The sequence below is a fragment of the Paraburkholderia sp. BR10954 genome (genome assembly GCF_040965775.1).
In the GTDB taxonomy this organism is placed as follows: domain Bacteria; phylum Pseudomonadota; class Gammaproteobacteria; order Burkholderiales; family Burkholderiaceae; genus Paraburkholderia; species Paraburkholderia youngii.
In genome coordinates, this window is the sequence record NZ_JBFRCK010000003.1 from 200396 (window position 1) to 223522 (window position 23127).

The window sequence follows — 23127 nt, forward strand, 5'->3', positions numbered from 1 at the left end:
GAGTTTCGCTTTCCGGTTAGCTCCGCGTCATTGCAGCGCCATCGTCAGCACGCGCGCGACGTGGATCGCGTCGACGCCCGCGCCATCGTGAATCTGATGCCGGCAGCTGGTGCCATCGGCGACCATCACCGTGGCGGCGTCGAGCTTGCGCACCGCGGGCAGCAGCGACAACTCCGCCATCGCCTGCGAGGTCGCGTAGTGCTCCGCTTCATAGCCGAAGCTGCCGGCCATACCGCAGCACGACGATTCGACCGTCGATACCTTCAATTCGGGAATCCACTTCAGCACGGTCTGCACCGGCGTGAATGCATCGAACGCCTTCTGATGGCAGTGGCCGTGCACGAGCGCCTGCCGCATCGGCAGCGGTTTCAATTTGAGCTGCAAACGTCCGGCCTTTTCTTCGCGCACGAGGAATTCCTCGAATAGAAACGCGTGCTGCGCGAGGCGCTGCGCTTCGTCGCCGAAACCGTACTGCAGGAATTCGTCGCGCAACGACAGCAGACACGATGGCTCCAGCCCTACCACCGGCACGCCGCGTTCGACGAACGGCCTGAAGAGTTCGAGCATGCGCCGCGCCTCCCGTTTCGCTTCATCGACGAGACCCGCCGCGAGAAACGTGCGGCCGCAACACACGGGACGCTCGCCCGGGCGCGCATTGAAGTGGACCGTGTAGCCCGCCGCTTCGAGCACCTGTCGTGCGGCACGCGCGTTGTCGGGCTCGAGGTGATTGTTGAAGGTATCGACGAACAGCAAAACTTCTTTCAGTGCGGACGGCTGCGTAGCGCTGCGCGCAGCCTTCGCGGACACCGCATCGGCCAGAAACGCCTTCTTGAACCGCGGCAGATTCCGCTCGGCAGCGAACCCGACCGAGCGCTTGAACCACGCCGACAGCACCGGCACGTTGTCCGCGAGCGCCAGCAGTCCCGGCATGCGGCTCGCCGCGCCCGCATAGCGCGGCATGAACGCGACGAGCCTGTCGCGCAGCCGCACGCCATGCGTCTTCACCCGCGCCGCGCGCGCCTCGATCTTGAACTTCGCCATATCGACGCCGGTCGGGCAATCGCGCTTGCAGCCCTTGCACGATACGCACAGGTCGAGCGTTTCCTTCACGTCATCGCTCGCGAGTCCGTTTTCGCCGAGCTGGCCCGAAATCGCGAGCCGCAACGTATTGGCCCGCCCGCGCGTCAGATGCTGCTCGTCCTTCGTCACGCGATAACTCGGGCACATCGTGCCCGCGTCGAACTTGCGACAGTGGCCGTTGTTGTTGCACATCTCGACCGCTTTCGCGAGGCCGCCGCTCAGGTCGTCGCCGCTGCCCGGCGCACTTTCTTCTCCCGTCAGCGGATCGCGCTTCACGTTCCACGTCGACCAGTCGAGTACCGTTTCGATGCGCTGTTCGCGATAGCCCGGCGCAAAGCGGAAATTGCGCGCGTCGTCCATCTTCGGCGGACGCACGATCTTGTCGGGATTGAAGCGATTGTCTGGATCGAACAGCGTCTTGATCTCGCCGAACGCCTCGTTAAGCCGTGGCCCGTATTGCCACGCGACCCATTCGCCGCGGCACAGACCGTCGCCATGCTCGCCGGAATACGCGCCCTTGTACTCGCGCACGAGCGCGGCCGCTTCCTCGGCAATCGCGCGCATCTTCGTCGCGCCGTCGCGGCGCATGTCGAGAATCGGCCGCACGTGCAGCGTGCCGACGCTCGCATGCGCGTACCAGGTGCCTTCGGTGCCGTGGCGATGAAACACGTCGGTCAGGCGGCTCGTGTAGTCGGCCAGATGGTCGAGCGGCACCGCGCAGTCTTCGATGAAGGACACCGGCTTGCCGTCGCCCTTCATGCTCATCATGATGTTGAGACCTGCCTTGCGCACTTCCCACAGCGCTTTCTGCGCATTCGCGTCCGGCATCTCGACGACCGAATCGGGCAGGCCCAGCTCGCCCATCAACTCGGTGAGCTGCTTCAGCGACGCTAGCTGCGCGTCGCGATCCTCGCCCGCGAACTCGACGAGCAGAATCGCCTGCGGCTCACCGACCAGCGCCTTCTCGATCACCGGACGAAACGCGGGATTGCTCAACGCGAGATCGATCATCGTGCGATCGACCAGTTCGACCGCGACCGGCTTCAGCTTGACGATGTGCTGCGTGAGCGCCATCGATTGCCGGAAGGTCGGAAAGTTGACCACGCCAAGCGCCTTGTGCGCGGGCAGCGGCGCGAGCTTCAGCGTGATCTGCCGGCTGAACGCGAGCGTGCCCTCCGAGCCGACCAGCAGATGGGCGAGGTTCGCACTGCCGTCATCGGTATAGGCGCGCGGGTTCTGGCAGTCGAACAGATCGATGTTGTAGCCCGCCACGCGGCGCAGCACCTTCGGCACGCGCGCGACGATTTCATCACGCTCGCGCTGCGCGATCCGCGTGACGCCCGCGACGATCTGCTGCAAGCGCTCGCCTTGCGGCGTCTCGCGCAGCGACGCGAAGCGCGCTTCGCTGCCGTCGGCGAGGATCGCGTCGATCGCGTCGACGTTGTGCACCATGTTGCCGTATTCGATCGAGCGCGAGCCGCACGAGTTGTTGCCCGCCATGCCGCCGATCGTGCACTGCGCGGAAGTCGATACATCGACCGGGAACCACAGTCCATGCGGCTTCAGCCACGCGTTCAGATGATCGAGCACGACGCCGGGCTCGACCGTCACGGTGCGCGCGTCGGCATCGAACGCGACGATGTTGTTGAGCCACTTGCTCGTATCGACCACCAGCGCTTCGCCGACCGTCTGCCCGCACTGGCTCGTGCCCGCGCCGCGCGCGAGCAGCGGTACTTTCTCGCTGCGCGCAATTTCGAGCGCGACGCGCAGGTCGTCCTGATCGCGCGGCACCACGACGCCGACCGGCGTGATCTGATAGATCGACGCATCGGTCGCGTAGCGGCCGCGGCTCGCGAGATCGAACAGCACGTCGCCGCGCAGCGCTTTGCGCAGATGCTGAGCGAGCGGACTCGTGGCGCGCGCGGCGGAGGGGACCAGATGGATCGGCTTGACGAGCAAGCCCGCAGTGGGATTCGTCATTTCATCGGCCTATGAGGAGCGCGCGTGAGCCGCGCGGCTCGAATTACCTAATACAGCGTCAGATGCACCGGCGCGAGTCCTTCTACATGCCCGCTCACGTTGCCTGCCTCACGCGGAAAGAACATGCCGGTGTACGAACCGGCGGTGATCACCATCTCCGGGGTCACCGCGATTTCGCGCGCACTCGCGTGATTGACGAGCCACGTCAACAGCCGCCGCGGATCGCCGGCCGGATTCGCGGGCGTCGTTGCGACGACATTGCGTCCGTTGAACTCGAAACGCAGCGACGGCGCGACGTACGGAAAGTCCTCCCGATACCGCGCGAATTCACCGACGATCAGCGCGCCGTGATTCTGCAGATCCGCGAGCTGCGCAAGTTTGTCGATGGCGGGCCACTCCGCATAGCGGCTCGCGACTATCTCGATGGTCGCGCCGATCGAGCCGATGCCCGCCAGCACTTCGTCTTCGCCGTACGGCGTCGCGGACGGCTCGAAGCGCCTGCCGAAACGGAACGCGACCTCGAGTTCGAGCCCGAGCGGCGCGAAACCTTCGCGCGACAGACACGCGCCATCGGCGTGCAGATCGGTGTCGGGCAATGGCGCGCCTTGAATCGGTCCGCTCGCCGATTTCGCGCCGATCTTCCAGCCGCCGATTCGCGCGCCGCACGCGCTCAGGATTTCATGCTGGATTGCGTAGGCCGCGTCGGCATCGGCTGGAATCTGCTCGGGCGGCAACGCATCGAGCACCGTGCGACTGCGACGCGCATCGGCAAGAAGCTGACTCAGTGACGAAGTCATGTTTACGCGCCTAGCCGGGTGGAAACCTGCGCCTTCTCCGACGCGCTGAGTTCGAAGCGGCTCTCCGGCTGCATGCGGAACGCAAGCACGACGCCGATGCCCATCAGCAACATGCTGCCGACGAACGGCAGATCCCAGTTGCCGAAGTGGTCGATCAGGAAGCCGCCCATCACCGGCGAGATGATCGCGGCGAGCGCCGAGCCCGTGTTCATCATGCCGCTCGCGGTGCCGGAGAATTCCGGCGCGATATCCATCGGGATCGCCCACATCGGGCCAATCGTCATCTCGGCGAAAAAGAAGCCCGACGCGAGACAGGCGATCGACAGCGTCAGGTCATGCGTGAACATCAACGGAATCAGCGACAGCAGGCAGAACAGCATGCACACGGACACCATCCAGCTGCGCGCGCGTTTGAGGCTGCCGGTACGCTTGAAAATCGCATCGGTGACGAGGCCGCCGAGCGTATCGCCGATCACGCCGGCGAAGAACACGACTGACGCGAAGATCGCCGACTTCTGCAACTGCAGATGATGGTTATGCAGGAAGTACAGCGGAATCCAGCTCAGGAACAGCCACAGCGTCCAGCCGTAGCAGAAGTAGACGATCGTGACCGGCGTCATGCGGCGAAACAGCTTGCCCCACGGCAGGCCTGCGACTTTCGGCTTCACCGCGGGCAGCACCGCGAGTTCCTCGGGCGTGATGCGCGGATGATCTTTCGGATGCTCGGTGAACGTGATCGCCCACAGGGCGACCCACACCAGGCTCAGCGCGCCGCAGATATAGAACGATTCGCGCCAGCCCCAGGTGGTCATCACGAGCACGATGAGCGCCGGCGCGACCGCATTGCCGACTCGCGACGCCGCGTGCGTGATGCCCTGCGCGAAGCCGCGTTTTTCTTTCGCGACCCAGCGCGACATTGCCGACGTTGCGGCCGGGAACGTCGCGCCTTCGCCGAAACCGAGCACGAGCCGCGCGGCGAGCAACGAAGCGAGACCGCCCGCGAGGCCCGTGAACACCGTCGCGAGACCCCAGATCGCACCGCAAAACAGCAGCGTGCGTCGTGCGCCGAAACGATCGCTGATCCAGCCGCCGATTACCTGAAACAGCAGATACGGATACGCGAAAGCCGAGAACACGAGGCCGACCTGCGTATGCGTGAGATTGAATTCCTTGCCGAAACCCGCGGCCGCGGTGCTGACGTTCACGCGATCGAGGTACGTGATGAAGTACATGATGCACAGCATCACTAGAACGATACTGGTCGCACTGGTCAAACGAAACCTTTTCATCGTCTCTCTCTCCGTGGCATGTGTCGACGGCGCGCCTGAAGTGGCGCGCTGCCTCGTCGCCCGTCGGCCGCGACAGCCGTTATGGACGCATTGCATGTTGTGATGGCCGCGTTCTGCGCGCGGCTCGATGAGAAATGCGCTCCCTGGTGTTGCGGTTTGTTTCCTGCTGCTGGCGCTTATGCCGCGGCCTTCAACCCCGACGTCTTCGGTGCCAGGCTCAGCCACTCCATCGCGGCCGGCATGCCGCTTTGCTTGATCGGCACGCCAGCAAGCCGCAGACCCATTTCGCAGCCGGCCAAGGTCGCGAGCAGCGTCAAGTCGTTGCAATCGCCGAGATGACCGATGCGGAACATGCGGCCTTTCATCTTGCCGAGGCCCGTGCCGAGCGACATGTCGAAGCGCTCGTAGATCAGCTTGCGCACCGCGTCGGCATCGACGCCGTCGGGCATCATCACGCCCGTGAGCACCGGGCTATAGACGGCGGGATCGGCGCACTGGATTTCGAGCCCCCACGCACGCACCGCGCGGCGAGTCGCTTCGGCGAGCCGCTCGTGACGCGCGAACACGTTGTCGAGCCCTTCGCCGAGAATCATCTCGATCGCTTCGTGCAGGCCGTACAGCAGGTTCGTGTTCGGCGTGTACGGCCAGTAGCCGGTCTTGTTCATTTCGACGATTTCCGACCAGTCCCAGAAGCTGCGCGGCAGCTTCGCGTGCTGGCTGGCGGCCATCGCCTTCGGCGAGATCGCGTTGAAGCTGATGCCCGGCGGCAGCATCAAGCCCTTTTGCGAGCCCGACACCGTCACGTCGACGCCCCATTCGTCGTGGCGGTAATCGGCACACGCGAGACCGGAGATCGTATCGACGAGCAGCAGCGCCGGATGACCCGCGGCGTCGATCGCGCGACGCACGGCGGCGATGTTGGACGTGACGCCGGTCGAGGTTTCGTTGTGCACGACGCAGACCGCCTTGATCGCATGCTGCGGGTCGGCGCGCAGGCGCTCTTCGATCATCTGCGGCTGCACGCCGCGCCGCCAGCCTTCGATGCCTGGCAGACCCAGGAACTCGGGCTTCAGGCCGAGCTTCTCGGCCATCTTTTTCCATAGCGTCGCGAAGTGGCCGGTCTCGAACATCAGCACGTGATCGCCGGGGCTCAGCGTATTCGACAACGCGGCTTCCCATGCGCCCGTGCCGGACGCCGGATAGATGACGACCGGCTGCTGCGTCTTGAAGATCTTCTTGATGCCGTCGAGCACCTTGAGACCCAGTTCGCCGAACTCGGGGCCGCGGTGGTCGATGGTCGGGTAGCTCATCGCGCGGAGGATACGATCGGGCACCGGACTCGGCCCCGGAATCTGCAGGAAGTGACGGCCAGCGGGATGAAAATCTAGCTTCAGCATCGGGCTCCTCCAATTTGAATTTTGCATTCAAAAAACTGTATCAGAAGAACGGTGACGCTCCCAAGACGAAATATGCTCGTTGAGGTCCGTGTTTACCCGCGTCTGGGCTTGATTAACTAATCGATATGGTTCCGATAAAATCCCCCATCATGTAACGCTTAGGGTTTTTGTATGCAAAATTCGGGTTTTGACGCGGGTGTGACCGCTGCCCCGCTGATGCCGAAGGTCGAGCGTCAGCGCCTGCATGACACGGTGGTGGAGCACATCCGCCGCTTTATCGTCGAGGGGGTGCTGGAGCCCGGCAAGAAACTGAACGAGCGCGAGTTGTGCGAAACGCTCGGCATTTCGCGCACACCCCTGCGCGAGGCGCTGAAGGTGCTGGCCGCCGAGGGTTTGATCGAGATTTCGCCGAATCGGGGCGCGTCGGTGTCGAAAATGTCGGAGGCGGAAGTGCGCGAAACCTTCGAATTGATGAGCGGCCTCGAAGCGTTTTCGGGCGAACTCGCAGCCGAACGCATCACGGCGGCCGAACTCGCCGAAATCAAGGCTCTGCATTACGCGATGCTCGCGTGCCGCGCGCAGAACGATCTGCCGGGCTACTACAGCCGCAACCAGGCGATTCACGACAAGATCAACGAAGCGGCGAGGAATTCAGCGCTGCGGCAGACGTATGTGTCGGTCAACCGGCGGCTGCAGGCGCTGCGCTTTCGCTCGAACTATCAGACGCCGAAGTGGGACCGCGCGATTCACGATCACGATGAAATGCTGAAGGCGCTCGAGGCTCGCGACGGCAAGAAGCTCAGCGCGATTTTGCGTCAGCATCTGCTCGATAAGCGGGATGCGGTTTTGCAGGTGCCGGTGCAGGAGGAAGTGGTCGCTTCGGCCTCCGTGTCGAAGGCGTGATGCGGACAACCGATGCCGAGTCCCGCTCCTCGTCACCCCATCGGCAAACAAAACTTGTCCACCTAAATTGTTGGCAAGCCTGTGGACAACCTTCGCACAGCGAGCTTAAGTGCTTGAAGCGTGAGAACTATCCGCGTGCGGTGCACGCGTAGGCAGCGAGCGTCGCTACGGAGTCCGTGATAGCGGAGCGCGGGCTTGGCAAGGATGCCGTATCAGTCGGACCAACCTCGACGACCAGTTGTCCACATAATTTGGGAACAAGCTTGTGGACAACCTGCGCACAGGCCTGCCAAGTGATTGATGCGGCAGGCCTATCGCTCGCGGATGCGGGAGCGGGCAGCGGCGCGGCACGTCGCCTGATGCAAGCGAACGACCGCGCCGTCCACATCGATTTCACTGCGTCGTTTCACGGCTGCGCAGCGACTCCGGCAGCCCATACAGCACGATCAGCGCGCATACCACGCTCATCGTGCCGATCACATATAGCGCCGGCGTCGTGCTGCCGGTCAGATCCTTCACACGGCCCACCATCACCGGGCTCACGATCCCGCCAAGTTGCCCGAGCGTGTTGATCAACGCGATACCGCCCGCGGCGCCCGCGCCCGTCAGCAGCTTGGGCGGCAGCGCCCAGAATGCCGGAATCGATGCGACCACGCCCGCGCCCATCACCGCAAGCGCGACCACCAGCAAGGCGGTCTGCTTGTCGAAGTAGCCCGCGGCGAAGAAGCCGAGCGCCGACATCAACAGCAGCCCGAACACGAACTTGCGCCGCTCGCCGCTCGCGTCCGACAGGCGCCCGACCACCACCATGCAGATCGCGCCGCACACATAAGGCACCGCCGTCAGCAGGCCGACTACAGTGGGATTCTTCGTGCCCGCCACGTGAATCAGATGCGGTGCCCAGAAATTCAGACCGTACGACGCGATCTGAATCAGGAAGTACACGAGCCCGAGGGTCAGGAAGCCCGGTGTTTTCAGCGCGCCCAGCAGCGAATGGCCGGTCGGCGCCGGGCGGCTTTGCTGCGCGATCTGCCCGGCGAGCAAGCTCTTCTCCGCCGAGGACAGCCAGCCTGCATCGTCGATGCGATCCTTCAGCAGCTTCAGCACCAGCAAACCGAGCACCACACACGGCAAGCCGCCGAGCAGGAACAGCCAGTGCCAGCCCGGCATGCCGAGCACGCCGTCCATATGGCCGATCACGAGCCCAGCGAGCGGCGCACCGACCAGCCCCGAAAACGCCGATGCGAGAAACAGCATCGACGTGATGCGGCCGCGATATTCGGTCGGAAACCACAGCGTCAGGTAGTACAGTACGCCGGGCGCGAAGCCCGCTTCCGTCGCGCCGATCACGAAGCGCAGCCCGTAGAACTGCCATTCGTTGTTGACGAACACCATCGCCGCGGTCGCGAGTCCCCACGAAATCATGATCCGCGCGATCCAGCGTCGCGCGCCCACCTTGTACAGGAAAAGGTTGCTCGGCACCTCGAACAGCACGTAGCCGATCACGAACAGACTCGCGCCAAGACCGTACGCGGTATCGGACAAGCCCAGATCGCTTTGCAGCTGGAACTTTGCGAAGCTGATATTGATGCGGTCGAAGAACGCGAACAGATAGCAGATCATGATGAGCGGCATCAGCCTCCACGCAACTTTGCGGACGATTGCCGCGAGATCGTCCGCGCCATGTTCGCGGGTACTGCCCGCCACTACGCCCAGGTCGCTCATGCTTGTCTCCAATGCCGAATTCGGCGGTGCCGTCCGGTCGTTTGATCGGTTGAGGGGTTGTTTGTCGGGGTTCGGGGTTCGGTTCAGATCTGCCGAACGTAGTCGGGCACCGGATGCAAATCGCAATTGCGGCCTGCTTTGGCGACTTGCCCCGGCACGTCGTGGCCGAGCAATGCAGGCAAGCCGCGCGACAGCGCGAGCAGCTTCGGCAGTTCGATCCCGGTCGGGATGCCCATTTCGTCGCACAGGTTCACGAGGTCTTCGGTGCAGATGTTGCCCGACGCACCCGGCGCGAACGGGCAGCCGCCGAGGCCGCCGAGCGCCGCATCGAAGCGGCGCGCGCCGGTTTCATACGCGGCGAGCACGTTGGCGATACCGAGGCCGCGCGTGTTATGAAAGTGCAGCGTGAGCGCCGTGGCCGGCAGCGTTTCGAGCACGCGCGCGACGAGCCGCGCGACCTGGCGCGGATTCGCCATGCCGGTCGTATCGGCGAGCGTGATGCCCTCGATGCCCATCTCGCGATATGCGTCGACGATGCCGATCACCCGGTCTTCGTCGATGCGCCCTTCGAACGGACAGCCGAACGCGGTCGCCACGGTCGCATTGAGCCGCACGCCCGCGGCCAGCGCTCGACGCACGATGTCGTCGAACGCCGCGAGCGACGACTCGCAGCTCATGCGCATGTTCGCGCGGTTATGCGTCTGACTCGCGGACATGACGAGGTTCAGTTCGTCGGCGCGCGCGGACAACGCGCGCTCGGCGCCTTTCAGGTTCGGCACCAGCGCGACATAGATCACGCCGGGTTGCCGCTCGATCCGCTGGAACACCGCCTCGCCGTCGCGCAACGCCGGAATCGCATTCGGCGACACCAACGAGCCCGCTTCGATGCGCGTGAATCCGCAGGTGGATAGCCCGTTGATCAGCGCGATCTTGTCGGCGGTTTCAACCCAGGTGGGTTCGATCTGCAGGCCATCGCGCGGGGCGACTTCCTGCACGATCAGCTGGTCGAATGACGCGGCCTCGCGCGTGGAAAAGATCGAAGAATTCATTGCACCGCTCCCTCGCGACGGAGACGCTCGATGTCTTCGCTCGCGAATCCAAGTTCGCTGAGCACGCTGCCGGTGTGCTCGCCGAGCGTCGGCCCTTGCCAGCGCACTTCGCCCGGCGTGTCCAACAGCTTCGGCACGATGCCCGGCATCTTCACCGACGCGCCGCCCGGCAATTGCGCCTGCAGCAACATGTCGCGCGCCTGGTAGTGCGGATCGGCGACGATGTCGGCCACCGAATAGATGCGGCCCGCCGGCACTTCGGCGCGTTCGAGCGCGGCCAGCACGTCTTCGGTCGCGTGATGCGAGGTCCACTCGGCGATCGCCTGATCGAGCAGCGCGACCTGCTTCACGCGGCCGTCGTTGTGCGCGAGCGCGGGATCGTCGGCGAGATCGGGGCGGCCGATCAAATGCATCAGGCGCTTGAAGATCGGATCGCTGTTGCCGGCGATCACGACATAGCCGTCGTCCTCGGTGCGATAGGTGTTCGAAGGCGCGATGCCCGGCAGCGCGCCGCCGCTGCGCTCGCGCACATGGCCGAGCAGGTCGTATTCGGGCACGAGGCTTTCCATCAGATTGAACACGCTCTCGACGAGCGACACATCGACCACCTGCCCTTCGCCCTGGCCGGTCTTCACGCGCAGCAGCGACATCAGCGCGCCGATCACGCCGTGCAGCGACGCGAGCGAATCGCCGAGACTCACGCCGACGCGCGCCGGTGCGCCGTCGACTTCACCGGTCGTGTAACGGATGCCGCCCATCGCCTCGCCGATCGCACCGAAGCCCGGACGGTCACGATACGGGCCGGACTGACCGTAGCCGGAAATGCGCACCATCGTCAGTTTCGGGTTCAGCGCGTGCAGCACGTCCCAGCCGAGGCCGAGCTTTTCGAGCGCACCGGGACGCAGATTTTCGATGATGACGTCGGCATCGGCGGCGAGGCGCTTGACGACCTCGACGCCATCGGCCGATTTCAGATTCACGCAGACGGACTTCTTGTTGCGCGACTGCAGATACCACCACAGCGACGTGCCTTCATGCAGCTTGCGCCATTTGCGAAGGGGATCGCCAGTTGCGGGCGCTTCGATCTTGATCACGTCGGCGCCGAATTCGGCCATCAGTCGCGCGGCGAACGGCGCGGCAATGAGCGTGCCGATCTCGACGACACGAATACCCTGCAGTGGTCCACCCATGTTGCTGGCTCCGAACTCGTTTCGTATTGGGAGACAGCTTAGAAGCGGCGTGGTGGCGGCGTCCAACCGCAATTCGCCAACGACCGTTCGCGAACGGCGAACGCTCAGCGGCGGCTGCGGGACCGGCGCGGTGGTTCGGTGGTGATGGGTGCGGGTTCGGGTTCGGGTTGAGCGTCCGCTGCCGTTTCGCGCGCTTCGACCGTGCGCAGATGATCGAACAGCAGCCGACTCACCGGCGACAACGCATCGACGTCGCGCACGACGAGCACGAGGCTGCGCTCGGCCCAGTCGTCGTCGAGCGGCATGCCGACGAGACCGAGCGGGCAGCCCATCAGCTGATACACCTTTTGCGGCAGCACGCCGACGCCCATGCCCGCCTGCACCATCCGGCAAACCGCATCGAAGCCCGGCACGTGGATGCGCAACCGCAGCGGCTTGCCGGCCTGGCGCGCCGCGAGGTGCGTGCGCGCGTTGATCGAGCTCGCCGAATGCAGGCCGACGTGATCGCCATCGAGCGTTTCGGTGAACGCGATGCTCGTGCGTGCCGCGAGCGGATGATCATCGCGCATCACGATCACGAGCGAATCGCGCCGGTAGTGCTCGACGTGCAGCTCGCGCGTGTCGGCGTCGCCGGAACAGATGCCGAGATCGGCGAGGCTTTCGTCGATGGCCTTGACGACGCCGCCGCTCGGCCGCTCCTCGAGATCGACCTTCACGCGTTCGTGCAGCGACTGGAACGCGCGCAGATCTTCGGGCAGAAATTCGACGATCGCCGACAGGTTCGCCATCATCCGCACATAGCCGAGCACGCCGCTAGCATGGCCGGCCAGTTCGATGCCGATGCTCTCGATGTCGCGCAGCACCCGGCGCGCGTGATGCAGAAGTGTTTCGCCCGCCGGCGTCAGCGTCATGCCGCGCGCGTTGCGCTGAAATAGCGATGCGCCGACCGCCTGTTCGAGTTCGACCAGCCGCTTGCTGGCGGCGGACACCGCGATCGCCTCGCGCTCGGCGGCACGCGTGAGCGTGCCCTCTTCGAACACGGCGAGGAAGAGCTGCAGCGTGGTGAGATCGAGCTTGCGGAGAAGGTTTTTGATGACCATGGGCCGGCGGCGCAGAAGTGCGATGCGCCCATTTTGACGCGAGTTGCGCAAATCGTGGGGCCGCGCCCGCTCAGTTGGCCAATCGGTCGCTCACGACTTCCACGCCGAGCCCAGAATCATCGTGCAGAAGTTCTCGCGATGATAATGCGGGTCCTTCAGCGCGAGCACGTCGGCCTTCACGTTGCCGAACGTCGTGTGCGGCTTGTGGATCGTGCCGTGCGCGAACGCATCGATGATGCCTTCCTTGAAGTGCGCGTCGAACGGCATGACGCTGATGGCGGACTCGACCTTCGAGCAGACGGCCGGCATCGATCTGTCGCTCGCGCTGGTGGCCGAGGATCACGGTCCGCATATCGCGCTCGCGGTCGCCAAACGGCTCGTCGTGTTCGCGCAGCGGCAAGGCGGCCAGTCGCAATTCAGCCCGTATCTGACCGCTCCCGCCGACGACACCTCGCCCGCCGCCAAAGTGCAGGTGCACGTGATGGCGCGTCTCCATGACAGCTTCACCGTCAAGCAGCTCGCCGAAGTCGTCGGCATGAGCGCGCGTAACTTCGCGCGCGTGTTCGTGCAGGAAACCGGCGTGACGCCGCATGAATTCGTCGAACACCCGCGCGTGGATGCCGCGCGCAAGCTGCTCGAAAGCAGCGCCGCGGCGCTGAAGACGATCGCCTACGATTGCGGCTTCGGCACCGCCGACCGCATGCGCATCGTGTTTGCGAAGCGGCTTGGGGTGACGCCGATGCAGTATCGCGAGCGCTTTCGGTCGGCCTGAATACAGCGTGAGAAAATCGACGATTCTGCAAGACAACGATCACAAGGAACGACATGACCTCATCTTCTCCGATCCGCGCGATCGTCACCGGCCATACGCGCGGCCTGGGCGCGGCGCTCGCCGAACAACTGCTCGCGCGCAACGTCATGGTGCTGGGTCTGTCGCGCTCGCGCAATGCGGCGCTAAAGGCGCGCTTTGCCGCGCAGCTCGAAGAGATCGAGCTGCCCCTCGCCGAGCCCGCACGCGTCGCGCAATGGATCGCCACTGACGCGCTGAGCAACTTCGTGCGCGGCGCGCAGACGGTGCTGCTGATCAACAATGCGGGCACGGTGGAACCGATCGGGCCCATCGAAGGTCAGGACGCGGCGAACGTCGCGGACGCGGTGAGCCTGAACGTCGCGACGCCGCTGATGCTCGCGAGCGCGCTCGCCGCCGCGGCCGTCGACGCAACCGACCGGCGCATCGTGCACATTTCGAGCGGCGCGGCGCGCAACGCTTATCCGGGCTGGAGCATCTACTGCGCGACCAAGGCCGCGCTCGATCATCACGCGCGCGCCGTCGCGCTCGATGCGACTTGCGCGCTGCGCATCTGCAGTCTCGCGCCGGGTGTGATCGATACGGACATGCAGGCGCAAATTCGCGGTAGCGGCGAAGAGCAATTCCCGATGCGCCAGCGCTTTGAAGACCTGAAGCGCAACGGCCAACTGTCGACGCCCGAGCAATCCGCGGAGCGATTGATCGACTACGCGCTTAGCGATGCTTTCGGGCAGACGCCGGTCGCGGACATTCGCGAGATCGCGAAACCGGCCTGAACGGGTGATCGCGGGCGAGTGCCGCCGCTCCCGAAAAGCCTCACCTTTGGCACGGAGTGGCGGTGAATCGGCGTCTGGTAGCGTCGTCAGCGCTCCCGAAAAGCCTCACCTTTGCGGTGAAATGAGGGCTCGCGGGGCATTTCAGCGCGCGCGGCGTGGCTCTTACACACTGCTCCCGAAAATCCTCACCATTGATCGAACGCAGTCGGTTCGCGTCCCCGATGCGGGCCGCGTAAGCGGCAGATCGCCTGGACATTCAACGACTTACGTTACACAGCCGCCGAGCGGCCAACGCGATGGATGCAATGATTGGCGACTGCATGAGACGCGTTTTGAGTCCCGAATCTCCTCACCTATGGCTGATAGGCAAAATGCGTGCACTGCCGCACGCCGCTTGCCGCACGGCTTATTTCGCTTCTGGCACGGCCGGTTAGTTGCAAAAGAGCCGCCGCCGCGCCACTCCCGAAAGTTCTCACCTTTCGCGTGCCGCACCCGCCACGATCATTCGATCAGGCACAACCAGTAACCGACGTGAGCCCTCGCCGGCTTCCTGGAGACGGCCTCACCGCATTGCGCTTCTGACCGAAACCATGCTTCCCAAGAAGCCATTCGCAACTTATCGCACCGTCGAGGCGACTCCCGAATACCCTCACCTTTAGTTTTGAAGTGCGCGTACAGGTGCGCATATTCTCACCTCGGCTGCTCCCGAATCTTCTCACCTATCGATATCGACGCCTGCGCCGCAGAATATAATCGGAGCCGGCGGTCGATTACTCGTCGCGAGGCGGCAGTGCGTTGCGTCGCCTCTTCCACGCTGGCAACACGCGGCTCGAACGGCAGTTCCTGGCAAACCGGCAAAGGAGGAAGAATGAAAACAAACGGCGCGAGAAGAATCCTCGGCGCAATGGTCGCGATGGCCATCGCGACTTGCGCGACTTGCGCGACCTATGCGAACGCACAGACGCGCGAGATGCCGAACGATGCGTCGATGCAAAGCCAGCCGGCCCCAGTGGCTTCGAACCGGCACGCTGACCGGTCCGACAGCGCGATCGTCCGCGACGTCCGCCGCGCTTTCACGCGCACCACGAACCTCAATTCTGCGAACATCCGTGTCGAATCGCGCCACGCCATCGTCACGCTGAGCGGCACGGTTCCGCGGCAATCGCAAATCGAGCGAGCCGGCAATGCGGCGCGATCGGTTCGCGGCGTCAGAAGCGTGCATAACCGGCTGACGGTGCGACGGCGCGCCAATCAGTAAGCCTGTGTGGCGGCGTCGGCCGGATGGATCGATGCCGCCTGTTCGACCTTCCCCCTCTATCGGCGTCGATCCGCACGTCGTTCACAGTGCGCGGCGTTGCGCGCCGCACATTTTCTCCGCTCTGCTTGAGAAACAGGTTGACCTCGGCGGAAACCGAACCCTAGAATTCAAGAATCATCACCAATGGGGCTCGCGCCTTGGACACCTGCAGTAGCCGACTTTCGAACAGTTTCGCTGCCTGACCGGCAGGACGTCCGCGCTCTCTTCATCAGCCGCCGTCTTGCCAGCAGGCAGACGGTGCGCGCCACAGTCTTTTCCCGTGCACCTAACGTAACGTCGTCTCCGCATGACAGGAACGCCGCGTTCAAACGCGTCCCTGCGCTGATACGGCGTCGCATCGCGAGCCTCGTGCTTGCGGTCGCGTTTGCGCGCGCGTTGTCAGTCAACGCAGTCAGTTCAACGCAATGCGCGCGAACGCGTGGATAAACACGTGTGTAGCAACGTGCTTAGCGAACGTGCGTAGCGAACGTATCAATCGCTCATACACGCTACACGCCAACAAGGAGCCGCCATGCCTGGCAGTGACAGTTATCCCTTATGCCGCTTCCCTGTTCTATTAACTGAGGAAAGCGAGTAGACCTCCACCGCCGCGCCCGGACATACGCGGCCTCCGTGTCTGCTGGCTTTCCACCAGCGCGTCGAAACCGGCGCACGGAGATACCCAATGCAATTCGGCCTCCTTCTTTCGAAGTTCCCGCGCGTACAGGAATCGCGCGCGTTTTACGACGCTCTGCTCGTGCTCCGCCCGCGCGAATCGCGTCCGTTCATCGCCTTCTGCCGTCGCGTGATGTCGCGCGTGGCATAGCGTTTCGCGACCCGACCTCCGACAACTACAACCAGGAGAGAACGACATGTCTACTCCGACGAACATTTCCTCCGCGCGCAGCGCCGTGCTCGATTCGGCACACGTAGGCGATATCAAGGGCGCGCTCGGCACGATCGCTCACCATGACATCGCACCGCGCACCAGCTGGTGGGCGCGCATGCGCACGCTGCTCGCGATCCTCGGCCCCGGTCTGATCGTGATGGTCGGCGACAACGACGCGGGCGCATTCGGCACCTACACGCAGGCCGGCCAGAACTACGGCACCACGTTGCTGTGGACCATGCTGTTGCTGGTGCCGGTGCTGTTCGTCAATCAGGAGATGGTGTTGCGGCTCGGCGCGGTCACGGGCGTGGGCCACGCGCGGCTTATTTTCGAGCGCTTCGGCAAGTTCTGGGGCGCGTTCAGCGTCGTCGATCTGTTCCTGCTGAACGCGCTGACCATCGTGACGGAATTCATCGGCATCACGTTCGTGCTCGACTTCTTCGGCGTCTCGAAGATCGCGGGTGTGTGCATCGCCGCGGCGCTGACGATGGCCGCCGTCAGCACCGGCGACTTCCGCCGCTTCGAGCGTTTCGCGGTCGCGCTGTGCGTGTTGAGCCTGCTGCTCGTGCCGGTGCTCGTATCGATTCATCCGCCGGTCGGCCAGATCGCGCGCGACTTCTTCGTTCCGAACTGGCCCGCGCATTCGAAGCTGTCCGACGTGATGCTGCTCGTGATCGGCATCGTCGGTACGACGGTCGCTCCTTGGCAACTGTTCTTCCAGCAGAGCTATGTGGTCGACAAGCGCATCACGCCGCGCTTCATGAACTACGAAAAAGCCGACCTGTGGATCGGCATCGTGTTCGTGCTGATCGGCGCAGTCGCGATGATCTCGTTCAGCGCGGCGCTGTTCGACGGCCGGCCCGGCTTCGGCAACTTCACGGACGCGGGCGGTGTGATCGCCGGTCTGGAGAGATACGCGGGACGGACCTCGGCGGTGCTGTTCGCGATCGCGCTGTTCGACGCCTGCGTGATCGGCGCGGCGGCCGTGTCGCTATCGACCGCCTATGCGATCGGCGACGTGTTCAAGATCCGCCATTCGTTGCACCGAAGCGTGTCGGACGCGAAGGGCTTCTACGTCGTGTACTTCGCGATCGTCGCAGCCGCCGCGGTATTGGTGCTGATTCCGGGCAGCCCGCTCGGTCTGCTGACCGAAGCGGTGCAAACGCTCGCCGGCGTGCTGCTGCCGAGCGCGACCGTGTTCCTGCTGTTGCTGTGCAACGACCGCGCGGTGCTCGGTCCGTGGGCCAACTCGAAGAAGCTCAATCTGTTTACCGGCTCAGTGATCTGGGTGCTCGTGATGCTGTCGATCATCCTGACCGCGTCGGTGATCTATCCGGACATCGCGGCGGAAACGATCATCGAAGTACTGGCGGGCGGCACGTTGCTCGCGGTCGTCGGGTATGCGGCGAGCATTGGGCTTCGCAAACTGCGCGGCGAATCCGCCGCAGCAGCCGAGCCGGCTCCGGTCTGTACGAAAGAAGCGCGCAACACATGGCGCATGCCGCCGCTCGACGAACTACCGCCGCCGCGCCTGACGCTCGCCAAACGCGTATGGATGGGCGTGCTGCGCGGCTATCTGCTGCTCGCGATCGCGCTCGTGATCGTCAAGGTCGTGCAAATGGCGCTGCTGAAGTAGTGCGAAAGGTGAGGAGTTCCAGGAGGTCCGGGCAATGGTGAGGTTTTACGGGAGCCACGTCCGGAACGACAACGCAAGCGCTGCCGGAGCCCGAGCCGGCCGGCAGCGCTTCGAACAACTCATTGAACTCATTGCCCCTTCCACGCGCGCGGCACCCGGTGAAAATTCCGGTCGAAGTAAATCAGACTGTCGCCATCGGCGCGCACGCGAATCTGCGTGGTCTCCACGAACATGACCGAGTGCGAGCCGACTTTCTTCGCTTCGACGATCTTCCCCTGCAAGCTCGCTAGCGCGCCGCGCAGCACCGGCACATCGTTTTCGCCCTGATCCCATACGGGCAGCCTGGAGCGATCCTCCATCGAAAGACCGGTCATGCCCGCAAAATTTGCCCGGCGTGCCCGGAATCACATCCGGACGACATGGCTGCGCGATATGAGCGGCGATAAACGCGGGCATATTCGGGCCAAAAATGGTCGATATGATCGGCGTGCATGGGCCACGGCCGCATCGGGCGACTCGCGAACGGTGAGGAGTTCCAGGAGGTGGCGCTACGGTGAGGATTTACGGGAGCGGCTGGCGGGATGTGCGACGGCTAGCGCCGTGTGCGTCGGAATGGCGATGGAGAGGAGACGCGTCAAAGCGCGCGCGAAACGTGCTTCGCTGGCTTCAGCATTGTGGTGAATAACGGCGTTTCGGAGCAGCCAGCGCGGAGCGTGTCGGTGTTCAGTGCGAGAAAAGTGCGCTGGAATGCAGGGCTAAAAGTCGAAGCGAGCCTGCTAAGGTGAGATCTTCCAGGGGTGGTGAGGATTTCCAGGAGTCAGGAGAACGACACGGATTCGCAAAGGTGAGGAATTTAAGGAGTCAACTCCGCATTCGAGGCTTCATGCTCGCGGCAATTGCTCGATCGGGGTGAGGCGGGAGCCTTTTGCTCCCGAAAAACCTCACCTTAGGGCCATCGCCCTCGTTGCTTCCGACTCCTATCGCAGTACAAAAAAGATGCGACCTGTCCGTGGTGACAGCGGCTGGCCATTCCCAGACCGACCTTTCCGAACTGCGTGAAATCATGCAGGGAAGCTGCGCTCGGCCGCCTCGTGGCTGTACACCGGGAAGTCAGGCATCATCCAACCATGTGAGATGCCTTGCATTTATTGCTGTGTCATTCGTGAGTTCTTTTTCCGTCTTCCCACGCTCGACCCTGAGGATTGCCGGTAGCAACACGCTCTTCTTCGCCGCCGTCACTTCAGCGAGAATCGATATCGATGTGTGCGATTGGGTGCCAGCGCTCCAACCGCGCAGCGCCCCGTAAGACAGAGCGAGCAGATTTTCGTAGTATGAGACGGAAGGTCGCAACTTTGTTGTCCGATTTAGGTGATTTGCCAAAAGTCGCAACTCTTTTGACAACGCACAACTCCGTCAGAACTTCACCTTCACCTGAAAACCAATCGTAAAGGGCAGATTATCCGAAGGGATCGGCGGAATGACGATGAAGTTCGCGCCGACGCGCTTGTATTCGAGCATCACGATCGGCGCGACCACCGGGCCGATCGTATGATTGCTGCCGAGACCCCAGTTGCCGTAGTTATAGCCGGAGATGATCCCGCCGATCGCCGCGATCCGCACGATGCCCCAATGCGCGAACTCGGGCGCCCACACGGCGCCGCCATAGTAGGACGGCCGACGCAGCGAGTTGCGAAAGCCGCCGGCCGTCAGCGCCCACTGGTTGTTCAGCCAGCATTCGACGCCAAGCCCGGGGTTGAATTGCTCGAAGTGCGTATCGGGATCGGGATTGATGTGATACGAGCCGAGCATCGCGTCGACCCATACACCGCCGTCACACCAGTTCGCGTGTGCCGTGGAGACCGCCGCGAAGCTTGCGAAAAGCGCCACCGCGGCGCGCCGGATTTTCTTGTTCATCTGCCTGAAGTGCATTTCCTCTCCGTCACCGGTCGAGCGCCGGTGTCATCGTGTTCTGGCGATCCGCGTGCCGCCCGACGCGCACTGTACCTGAAGCCGCGCGCTCGATGTTGAGGACTCGCTCGGCCCGGCCGGGCATGCGACGTGCCCCGCAGCCGGAACCGCCAGGATAAAGGAGAACCGATGGCGTCCTGATGAACACGCGGTGAAGAAGTTCGCGGCGCGCAGCGGGCGCGCCGTCGGCGATGAACGTGGTGGGAACGTCTACAGACCGAGATCGGACAGGCCGGGGTGATCGTCGGGCCGCCGGCCGAGCGGCCAGCGATACAAGCGGTCGGCTTCGCGGATCGGCAGGTCATTGATGCTTGCGTGACGACGCGCCATCAGACCGTGCTCGTTGAACTCCCAGTTCTCGTTGCCGTACGAGCGGAACCAGTTGTACGAATCGTCGTGCCATTCGTACGCGAAGCGCACCGCGATGCGGTTGTCGGTGAACGACCACAGCTCCTTGATCAGCCGATAGTCGAGCTCCTTCGCCCACTTGCGGCGCAGAAATCCGACGATCTCCGCGCGGCCATGCACGAAATCGGCGCGGTTGCGCCACATGCTATCCGTCGTGTACGCGAGCGACACGCGCTCGGGTTCGCGCGTGTTCCACGCGTCTTCCGCGGCGCGCACTTTCTGGATCGCGGTGTCGCGCGTGAACGGCGGCAGCGGCGGACGGGTTTCGATCGTATCGGCCATGATGGTTCCTCAGTCAGGTCGTGCGGTGCGCCGGGATGGCGGCCGTTTGATGGCAGCGGGTTTCGCTGCCGCGTCGAGCAAGGTCTTGCCGACCGTCTGCGCGTCGAGCGCCGCAGCGGCTTCGCCGCTGACGAGCGCCACCGCGATCGCGCCGTCGAGCAGCACGAGCCATTGCCGCGCGAGCGGCGCCGCGCGACGCGCATCGATGTGCGCTTGCGCCGCGAACGCGTCGCATTCGGCGCTCACGAAATCGAGCAGACGTGCCTTGTGTTTGCGCGCGACGACGCGGATCGGATCGTCGGCCGATTCGATTTCGCCGGCCGCGTTCAGAAACGCGCAGCCATGAAAATCAGCCGATGCGAACCACTCGCGCAGCACGTCGAACATGCCGAGCAGGCGTTTGCGCGCATTCTTACCGTACCGTTGCGTGCTGGCGATAAACCAGTTCATCCAGCGCTCGTCGCGCCGTTCGAGCGCGGCCGCGATCAGCGCGCCTTTCGATTCGAAATGCGTGTAGAAGCTTTTGCGCGCGGTGCCGGACTGCCGCACGATCGCATCGACGCCGGTTGCGTGGATGCCGCCGGCGTAAATGAGCGCCTCCGCGGCATCGAGCAGGCGTTCGCGCGCGGTGCCGGGCTGGGTCGCGTCGTTTTGGGCAGTCGGATTCGTATCGTGTGTCATCGACAAAAAGGTAGAACGATCATTCTCTCTCGTCAAGTTTTTCTTCGAGCTTCCGCGCGATGGGTACGCTTGCTGCTATCTTGATGGAGATCGCTTGACCACCGCTCAACCGGAATCGCTTCGATGAAACCATCCTCCGTTCGCACCGCATGGCTACGCGCGCTGCTCGGCGCAACGCTGCTGGGCGCGATGGCCTGCACGCCGATCCAGGTGCTCACGCATTCGGTCAGTCAGAACGAGGCGCGCGTGCCGCCCGGACGCTACGACATCGATCAGGACCATACGAGCATCACGTTCGATATCGATCACTTCAAATACACGCGCTTTACGATGCGTTTCAATCGCAAGCAGGGAGAACTCGACTGGAACGACGGCGGCCTCGACCGCAGTACGGCGTCGGTCGCGATCGACGCCGCGAGCATCGACACGAACGTGCCGCTGCTCGACAAGATGGTGAAAAGCGACAGCATGCTCGACGTCGCGCGGTATCCGCAGATCCGCTTCGCGAGCACGCGTTTCGAGCGCACCGGCGAAGCGCGCGGCACGCTGAGCGGCGACCTGACGATCCGCGGCGTCACGCAGCCGGTCACGCTCGACGTCACGTTCAACGGCTTCGCGCCCGATCCGCTGACGAAGAAAGACACGCTCGGCTTTTCCGCCGACGGTCATTTCAGCCGCGCGAAGTTCGGTCTGACGACCTGGTATCCGGCCGTCGGCGACGATATACACGTGCGCATCCAGGCCGAATTCGTGAAAACGCCCGCAGGCGCGTGAGCGCGCTGCGGGCGTTGGCGTTCAGGCAGTGAGATGCCGACTCAGGCAGCGGTCCAGTCGAGAATCACCTTGCCGCTTTCGCCGGAAAGCATCGTCGCGAAGGCTTCCTGATAGTCGTCGACCTTGAAATGGTGCGTGAGGATCGGCGACAGATCGAGGCCGCTTTGCAGCATCGCGACCATCTTGTACCAGGTCTCGAACATCTCGCGCCCATAAATGCCCTTGATTTCGAGGCCTTTGAAGATCACCTGGGTCCAGTCGATCGCGGTTTGCGCGGGCGGAATGCCGAGCAGCGCAATCTTGCCGCCGTGGTTCATCGCTTCGAGCATGTCCGTAAACGCGCTCGGCACGCCCGACATTTCGAGGCCGACGTCGAAGCCCTCGGCCATGTGCAGATCGTGCATCACGTCGCGCAACGATTCGCGCGACACATTCACCGCGCGCGTCGCGCCCATCTTGCGCGCGAGGTCGAGGCGATAGTCGTTGACGTCGGTGATCACGACGTTGCGCGCGCCGACATGCTTCGCGATCGCGACCGCCATGATGCCGATCGGCCCCGCGCCGGTAATCAGCACGTCCTCGCCGACGAGGTTGAACGACAGCGCCGTATGCGTCGCGTTGCCGAACGGATCGAAGATCGCGGCCAGATCGTCGGAGATCTCGGGCGGAATCTTGAACGCGTTGAAGGCCGGAATCACCAGGTATTCGGCGAACGCGCCCTCGCGATTCACACCGACGCCGATCGTGTTACGGCACAAATGACGGCGGCCCGCCCGACAGTTGCGGCAGAAACCGCAGGTGATGTGTCCTTCGCCCGACACGCGATCGCCGATCGCAAAGCCGCGCACTTCCTGCCCCATCTCGACGATTTCGCCGACGTATTCATGGCCGACGTGCATCGGCACAGGAATCGTCTTTTGCGCCCAGTCGTCCCACTTCCAGATATGAATGTCGGTGCCGCAAATCGCGGTGCGCGTAATGCGGATCATCACGTCGTTATGGCCGACTTCGGGCTTCTTCACGTCGGTCAGCGTGAGGCCCGGCCCCCGTTCGAGTTTTGCCAATGCTTTCATCTGCTTCTCCGTTCCAATCACGCGG

18 protein-coding genes and 3 pseudogenes are annotated in these 23127 nt (G+C 63.8%); 7 read left to right on the plus strand and 14 right to left on the minus strand.

Annotated features, from left to right (window positions below):
• Positions 1-27: 27 nt before the first annotated feature.
• From AB4Y34_RS05895 to AB4Y34_RS05910, 4 genes are all read right to left on the minus strand, one after another.
• Complete coding sequence (locus AB4Y34_RS05895) at positions 28-3060, minus strand: FAD-binding and (Fe-S)-binding domain-containing protein (RefSeq protein WP_368715505.1); 3033 nt, start codon at positions 3058-3060, stop codon at positions 28-30.
• A 47-nt stretch (positions 3061-3107) separates the two neighbouring features.
• The gene (locus tag AB4Y34_RS05900; protein WP_368715506.1) at positions 3108-3857 is read right to left on the minus strand and encodes a 2-keto-4-pentenoate hydratase; all 750 of its coding nucleotides are present in this window, start codon (positions 3855-3857) and stop codon (positions 3108-3110) included.
• A gap of 2 nt (positions 3858-3859) precedes the next feature.
• Complete coding sequence (locus AB4Y34_RS05905) at positions 3860-5146, minus strand: MFS transporter (protein WP_368715507.1); 1287 nt, start codon at positions 5144-5146, stop codon at positions 3860-3862.
• A 176-nt stretch (positions 5147-5322) separates the two neighbouring features.
• The gene (locus AB4Y34_RS05910; RefSeq protein ID WP_368715508.1) at positions 5323-6543 is read right to left on the minus strand and encodes an alanine--glyoxylate aminotransferase family protein; all 1221 of its coding nucleotides are present in this window, start codon (positions 6541-6543) and stop codon (positions 5323-5325) included.
• Between the two features lie 171 nt (positions 6544-6714).
• On the opposite strand from AB4Y34_RS05910, the gene AB4Y34_RS05915 reads away from it, so the two are divergent.
• Positions 6715-7446 (plus strand): GntR family transcriptional regulator, encoded by a 732-nt coding sequence (locus AB4Y34_RS05915; protein WP_176378826.1) that lies wholly within the window; start codon positions 6715-6717, stop codon positions 7444-7446.
• 393 nt (positions 7447-7839) lie between these two features.
• Here the strand turns inward: AB4Y34_RS05915 and AB4Y34_RS05920 are convergent, their stop codons facing one another.
• The 5 genes and pseudogenes from AB4Y34_RS05920 to AB4Y34_RS05940 all read right to left on the minus strand — a co-directional run.
• Entirely contained in the window at positions 7840-9171 is a 1332-nt protein-coding gene (locus AB4Y34_RS05920; protein ID WP_368715509.1) for an MFS transporter, read from the minus strand.
• Between the two features lie 83 nt (positions 9172-9254).
• On the minus strand, positions 9255-10220 hold the full coding sequence (locus AB4Y34_RS05925; RefSeq protein ID WP_368715510.1) for a hydroxymethylglutaryl-CoA lyase: 966 nt from the start codon (positions 10218-10220) through the stop codon (positions 9255-9257).
• Positions 10217-11410: a CaiB/BaiF CoA transferase family protein gene (locus AB4Y34_RS05930; protein WP_368715511.1), complete on the minus strand. Its 1194-nt coding sequence runs from the start codon at positions 11408-11410 to the stop codon at positions 10217-10219. The genes AB4Y34_RS05925 and AB4Y34_RS05930 overlap by 4 nt, the downstream gene beginning before the upstream one ends.
• A 104-nt stretch (positions 11411-11514) precedes the next feature.
• On the minus strand, positions 11515-12510 hold the full coding sequence (locus AB4Y34_RS05935) for a LysR family transcriptional regulator (RefSeq protein WP_368715512.1): 996 nt from the start codon (positions 12508-12510) through the stop codon (positions 11515-11517).
• A gap of 90 nt (positions 12511-12600) precedes the next feature.
• A pseudogene (locus AB4Y34_RS05940) lies at positions 12601-12762 on the minus strand (phosphohydrolase); the annotation flags it as partial.
• 46 nt (positions 12763-12808) lie between these two features.
• Here AB4Y34_RS05940 and AB4Y34_RS05945 point away from each other — a divergent pair.
• The 5 genes and pseudogenes from AB4Y34_RS05945 to AB4Y34_RS05965 all read left to right on the plus strand — a co-directional run.
• Positions 12809-13282: pseudogene (locus AB4Y34_RS05945) on the plus strand (GlxA family transcriptional regulator); the annotation flags it as partial.
• A 53-nt stretch (positions 13283-13335) separates the two neighbouring features.
• Positions 13336-14094 carry an SDR family oxidoreductase gene (locus AB4Y34_RS05950; protein WP_176378821.1) on the plus strand — a complete coding sequence of 253 codons (759 nt, stop codon included), beginning with the start codon at positions 13336-13338 and terminating at the stop codon, positions 14092-14094.
• Between the two features lie 868 nt (positions 14095-14962).
• On the plus strand, positions 14963-15352 hold the full coding sequence (locus AB4Y34_RS05955) for a BON domain-containing protein (protein WP_368715513.1): 390 nt from the start codon (positions 14963-14965) through the stop codon (positions 15350-15352).
• A gap of 724 nt (positions 15353-16076) precedes the next feature.
• Complete coding sequence (locus AB4Y34_RS05960; protein ID WP_368715514.1) at positions 16077-16217, plus strand: hypothetical protein; 141 nt, start codon at positions 16077-16079, stop codon at positions 16215-16217.
• A gap of 46 nt (positions 16218-16263) precedes the next feature.
• Complete coding sequence (locus AB4Y34_RS05965) at positions 16264-17916, plus strand: NRAMP family divalent metal transporter (RefSeq protein ID WP_368715515.1); 1653 nt, start codon at positions 16264-16266, stop codon at positions 17914-17916.
• Between the two features lie 128 nt (positions 17917-18044).
• Here the strand turns inward: AB4Y34_RS05965 and AB4Y34_RS05970 are convergent.
• The 4 genes and pseudogenes from AB4Y34_RS05970 to AB4Y34_RS05985 form a co-directional block, all read right to left on the minus strand.
• Positions 18045-18302, minus strand: a pseudogene (locus AB4Y34_RS05970) (flavin reductase); the annotation flags it as partial.
• A 1027-nt stretch (positions 18303-19329) separates the two neighbouring features.
• Positions 19330-19845: a hypothetical protein gene (locus AB4Y34_RS05975; RefSeq protein WP_368715516.1), complete on the minus strand. Its 516-nt coding sequence runs from the start codon at positions 19843-19845 to the stop codon at positions 19330-19332.
• Between the two features lie 249 nt (positions 19846-20094).
• Positions 20095-20574 carry a DUF1348 family protein gene (locus tag AB4Y34_RS05980; protein WP_368715517.1) on the minus strand — a complete coding sequence of 160 codons (480 nt, stop codon included), beginning with the start codon at positions 20572-20574 and terminating at the stop codon, positions 20095-20097.
• Between the two features lie 9 nt (positions 20575-20583).
• The gene (locus tag AB4Y34_RS05985; protein ID WP_368715518.1) at positions 20584-21255 is read right to left on the minus strand and encodes a TetR/AcrR family transcriptional regulator; all 672 of its coding nucleotides are present in this window, start codon (positions 21253-21255) and stop codon (positions 20584-20586) included.
• 123 nt (positions 21256-21378) lie between these two features.
• Here AB4Y34_RS05985 and AB4Y34_RS05990 point away from each other — a divergent pair, with 123 nt between their 5' ends.
• On the plus strand, positions 21379-22029 hold the full coding sequence (locus tag AB4Y34_RS05990) for a YceI family protein (RefSeq protein WP_176378815.1): 651 nt from the start codon (positions 21379-21381) through the stop codon (positions 22027-22029).
• 41 nt (positions 22030-22070) lie between these two features.
• Here AB4Y34_RS05990 and tdh read toward each other — a convergent pair whose 3' ends face one another.
• Entirely contained in the window at positions 22071-23102 is a 1032-nt protein-coding gene (gene tdh / locus AB4Y34_RS05995) for an L-threonine 3-dehydrogenase (protein WP_176378814.1), read from the minus strand.
• Positions 23103-23127 lie beyond the last annotated feature (25 nt).

What these genes read in the sequence shown, in the direction of transcription:
- AB4Y34_RS05895 (WP_368715505.1), bottom strand. Translation starts at nt 3,060, where the DNA reads ATGACGAATCCCACTGCGGGCTTGCTCGTCAAGCCGATCCATCTGGTC.
- AB4Y34_RS05900 (WP_368715506.1), bottom strand. Translation starts at nt 3,857, where the DNA reads ATGACTTCGTCACTGAGTCAGCTTCTTGCCGATGCGCGTCGCAGTCGC.
- AB4Y34_RS05905 (WP_368715507.1), bottom strand. Translation starts at nt 5,146, where the DNA reads ATGAAAAGGTTTCGTTTGACCAGTGCGACCAGTATCGTTCTAGTGATG.
- AB4Y34_RS05910 (WP_368715508.1), bottom strand. Translation starts at nt 6,543, where the DNA reads ATGCTGAAGCTAGATTTTCATCCCGCTGGCCGTCACTTCCTGCAGATT.
- AB4Y34_RS05915 (WP_176378826.1), top strand. Translation starts at nt 6,715, where the DNA reads ATGCAAAATTCGGGTTTTGACGCGGGTGTGACCGCTGCCCCGCTGATG.
- AB4Y34_RS05920 (WP_368715509.1), bottom strand. Translation starts at nt 9,171, where the DNA reads ATGAGCGACCTGGGCGTAGTGGCGGGCAGTACCCGCGAACATGGCGCG.
- AB4Y34_RS05925 (WP_368715510.1), bottom strand. Translation starts at nt 10,220, where the DNA reads ATGAATTCTTCGATCTTTTCCACGCGCGAGGCCGCGTCATTCGACCAG.
- AB4Y34_RS05930 (WP_368715511.1), bottom strand. Translation starts at nt 11,410, where the DNA reads ATGGGTGGACCACTGCAGGGTATTCGTGTCGTCGAGATCGGCACGCTC.
- AB4Y34_RS05935 (WP_368715512.1), bottom strand. Translation starts at nt 12,510, where the DNA reads ATGGTCATCAAAAACCTTCTCCGCAAGCTCGATCTCACCACGCTGCAG.
- AB4Y34_RS05950 (WP_176378821.1), top strand. Translation starts at nt 13,336, where the DNA reads ATGACCTCATCTTCTCCGATCCGCGCGATCGTCACCGGCCATACGCGC.
- AB4Y34_RS05955 (WP_368715513.1), top strand. Translation starts at nt 14,963, where the DNA reads ATGAAAACAAACGGCGCGAGAAGAATCCTCGGCGCAATGGTCGCGATG.
- AB4Y34_RS05960 (WP_368715514.1), top strand. Translation starts at nt 16,077, where the DNA reads ATGCAATTCGGCCTCCTTCTTTCGAAGTTCCCGCGCGTACAGGAATCG.
- AB4Y34_RS05965 (WP_368715515.1), top strand. Translation starts at nt 16,264, where the DNA reads ATGTCTACTCCGACGAACATTTCCTCCGCGCGCAGCGCCGTGCTCGAT.
- AB4Y34_RS05975 (WP_368715516.1), bottom strand. Translation starts at nt 19,845, where the DNA reads ATGCACTTCAGGCAGATGAACAAGAAAATCCGGCGCGCCGCGGTGGCG.
- AB4Y34_RS05980 (WP_368715517.1), bottom strand. Translation starts at nt 20,574, where the DNA reads ATGGCCGATACGATCGAAACCCGTCCGCCGCTGCCGCCGTTCACGCGC.
- AB4Y34_RS05985 (WP_368715518.1), bottom strand. Translation starts at nt 21,255, where the DNA reads ATGACACACGATACGAATCCGACTGCCCAAAACGACGCGACCCAGCCC.
- AB4Y34_RS05990 (WP_176378815.1), top strand. Translation starts at nt 21,379, where the DNA reads ATGAAACCATCCTCCGTTCGCACCGCATGGCTACGCGCGCTGCTCGGC.
- tdh (WP_176378814.1), bottom strand. Translation starts at nt 23,102, where the DNA reads ATGAAAGCATTGGCAAAACTCGAACGGGGGCCGGGCCTCACGCTGACC.